This is a genomic window from Acetobacter sp. AAB5, from assembly GCF_050106715.1.
GTDB classification, from domain to species: Bacteria; Pseudomonadota; Alphaproteobacteria; order Acetobacterales; family Acetobacteraceae; genus Acetobacter; species Acetobacter oryzifermentans.
Map to the genome: position 1 here is coordinate 1 of NZ_JBNIEW010000044.1, position 2,668 is coordinate 2,668.

Sequence of the window (2,668 nt, forward strand, 5' to 3'; positions counted from 1 at the left end):
GCTCGCACGGCGTGCGTGGTCGTGGCGCTCCCATGACGTATCTGTCCCATAATGCTTCCTTCCACTCTCGTGAAAATATCACACCATCAAACCCCGGGACTAAACACCTAGATTTGCGTGAGGATCAGCGAGCAGGGCATGGAATGAGTGCCGAACAGACACAATCTCCTGAATCGTGGTTCGATCGGGCCAGTCAGAAACTGTCTGCGTCAGAAGGAACGGCCCCGCAATCAAATGGGCCAAAATCGCGAGGCCCACAGATTGGATAGAACACTCTGTGCCTAATCAGCACGATAGCGGCGTATGATGCGTTCTGCGTTCTCTATCGCACGCTCCAGCTCCTCATAATTTATGGGTGCAAACGTGGGCACTGGTCCTGGGGGCCGGATGTCCACGTCCTCCTCTGGAGGAGTGGTCTCCTGACTTTCGCTTTTTTTCGGCCGCCCGCGTTTCCTGCCAGGTAGGGGTCTTTTGGGAGGGCGCACGATCTCGCGGAGTGGTTCAAGTTCTTTCAGGGCGAATAATCGCCTTGCGGTGCGATGCGTGACTTCAACAATCAGACCATCTGACAGAAATCGTTCCAGATAGATGTAAGCCGCTTTTAGAGATAACCCCAGTTCGTCCGAGAGGCGCGTTGCAGATATCAGTGGGTATGCGGCAAGGATATCTATGACCTTATCGGCACGCGATGTGCTTCTCTGGGCACCTGATTGCATGCGTGCGTGACGCCAGCTTCGTTCGAGTTTACGCGTACGGTTTTCTACGGCCGTCATTTCATCATACAGACAGTTGAGGAAGCACGGGATCCATTCTGATGGTTCCCAAGGTGCATCCGCTATAAAAGCTCTGGCGCCAACAAGGGGAAGCGGAAAATGAAGGATATCCGTACGTCGCCAATGTCGGATCAAGGCTGCGCGCATCGGGGCACGGGCATGACCAGTTTCTACCCAGGCATGAAATGCAGTAGCAGCGCCAAGAAGAGGGCCTGATGCCTTGCTGTGTTCAGAAAGCCACCCCAGGGCGCTCTCTATCGCGTTGCGTTGTGCTTCATCTGGCTTAACGAGCCATTGGTATTGTGCAAAAGCAGCATGTGCCGCATCAACAGAGGACCCCCGCTCAAAGACATCAGAGCCGAGAGGTACCACTCTCAAGCCCTCAAGTTCGGCGGCAAGTCGCCAGGGATCTATGAGGTGGCCATCGACAGCTGCACAGGCACGTGAGGCTTCAAGCCGTTCCCGAAAGAGGATGGCTGGGAGAAGAGGGTGATGACGGAGATGCTGATCAATGCGACCGAATGCAATTGCCGTCTGGGTAAGAGCAATCATCAACGAGGCGGATCAATCACTCCAGCCATGGAGTTATATTCTCCAGTATCAACTGTAACATCGAAATGCATTTTAGCAGTTTCAAGGAGACGGGATGTCGCTGTTAACCAGCCCTCAACATCTGCTTGGGGTGGGGCTTTGGGAATCCTGCCGCCAGGTGTCGCATACCGGTAAGTGGTGGCATATCCTGTTAATACTTCTAGTGGACGAAATTCCGGCTTCCATGGATTTTCATCAGGCATGGTATCAAGTATCGCGCCTAATTGATGTTGTTGATGCCGGTTAATATGTAGTCCTTCGGCTGTCATCGTTGCGATCAAGAGCGCCTCAACCGCATAAAAGAGTTGATTGACTGCATTTCGGCTGCGTGCCTCAAGAAGTGTTTTTGCATCATGAAGGTAACAGCTTGCCAACCATATCTGCGCGCCGATTTTTTTCGCAATGGGATCAGACTTTTCAGGCAACGCGAACACCTTCACGATGTAAGACATACGACAAAGTATTCGGCACGTTGATTGCTGAACGGACTTCAATATCGCGTTCAGCGACAACATCAGCAATCAACCCGGCGCTTCGCCCAATAGACCAGGTCGTAACGGGATTAAGATCATTATCAGTGGCCGTATTGGGGAGGACGAGGAAAATGTCCCAGTCGCTATCTGGCCGGTTTGTCCCATTGGCGCGGCTACCGAAAATCCAGACCTGTTTGGCCTTGAGTTGTTTTTTCGCGAGTGCGACAAGGGTCTTCAGCTTTGGTTCGCCAGCAAGCAGGTCATGCGCACGCTGATTGTTATGCCTTCTGCGCTCTACGGCGTTTGCTTGAATTTCTCCAGAAAGGGCACGTTCTCGTTTCTCGCCGATAATCATGGTTTGCATCTTGAATATCCGCTCAGTGTTCTAGTGTGCTTTAGGTTCTTTACCACATATTGCAGAAAGACGTCAGGTCTCTCAATTCTAAAATGGAGAGCAATTTCATTTTATTCTATTTAAAGTAATCTAAATTGTTTTTACATTCAAACCGTGTCTTGTCCTACAAATCCTTTTCCTACGTCTTAATCTACCTGCGATAATATCAATATCCCGCTAAACCATTATGAAGATGCGCTAAACAAACAGGAATAACGGGATATGCGTGCATTGATGATGCGGTATTAATCTGTCTGTTTTTGTTTGGAAATCTCGCCAAGGTGCTCAAGGATTGCCAGCAAAATGCGCGGTGCACCACGATAACCTGGAGGGTTCGAAAAACCCTTTGTCTCTGAGCTGTTCTGTGTGATTCCATTTCTTCGGCGTTGATTGGGGATGGTGGAAGATGAAGCAGCCTGGTTTCTTTGATGTTGAAG

3 protein-coding genes and 2 pseudogenes are annotated in these 2,668 nt (G+C 50.5%); 1 reads left to right on the plus strand and 4 read right to left on the minus strand.

Features of this window, described 5'->3' with window-relative positions; translation table 11 throughout:
* Positions 1-269 (plus strand): annotated as a pseudogene (locus tag ACP7IZ_RS13665) (hypothetical protein); the annotation flags it as partial.
* A 12-nt stretch (positions 270-281) separates the two neighbouring features.
* Here the strand turns inward: ACP7IZ_RS13665 and ACP7IZ_RS13670 are convergent.
* The 4 genes and pseudogenes from ACP7IZ_RS13670 to ACP7IZ_RS13685 form a co-directional block, all read right to left on the minus strand.
* A complete protein-coding gene (locus ACP7IZ_RS13670) occupies positions 282-1,325 on the minus strand; it encodes a winged helix-turn-helix domain-containing protein (protein WP_039891567.1) in 1,044 nt (347 codons plus the stop codon).
* On the minus strand, positions 1,325-1,789 hold the full coding sequence (locus ACP7IZ_RS13675; RefSeq protein ID WP_124295654.1) for a hypothetical protein: 465 nt from the start codon (positions 1,787-1,789) through the stop codon (positions 1,325-1,327). Before ACP7IZ_RS13675 ends, ACP7IZ_RS13670 begins: the two co-directional genes overlap by 1 nt.
* The gene (locus tag ACP7IZ_RS13680) at positions 1,782-2,201 is read right to left on the minus strand and encodes a nucleotidyltransferase domain-containing protein (protein ID WP_006115565.1); all 420 of its coding nucleotides are present in this window, start codon (positions 2,199-2,201) and stop codon (positions 1,782-1,784) included. The genes ACP7IZ_RS13675 and ACP7IZ_RS13680 overlap by 8 nt, the downstream gene beginning before the upstream one ends.
* Before the next feature lie 275 nt (positions 2,202-2,476).
* Positions 2,477-2,668 (minus strand): annotated as a pseudogene (locus ACP7IZ_RS13685) (hypothetical protein); the annotation flags it as partial.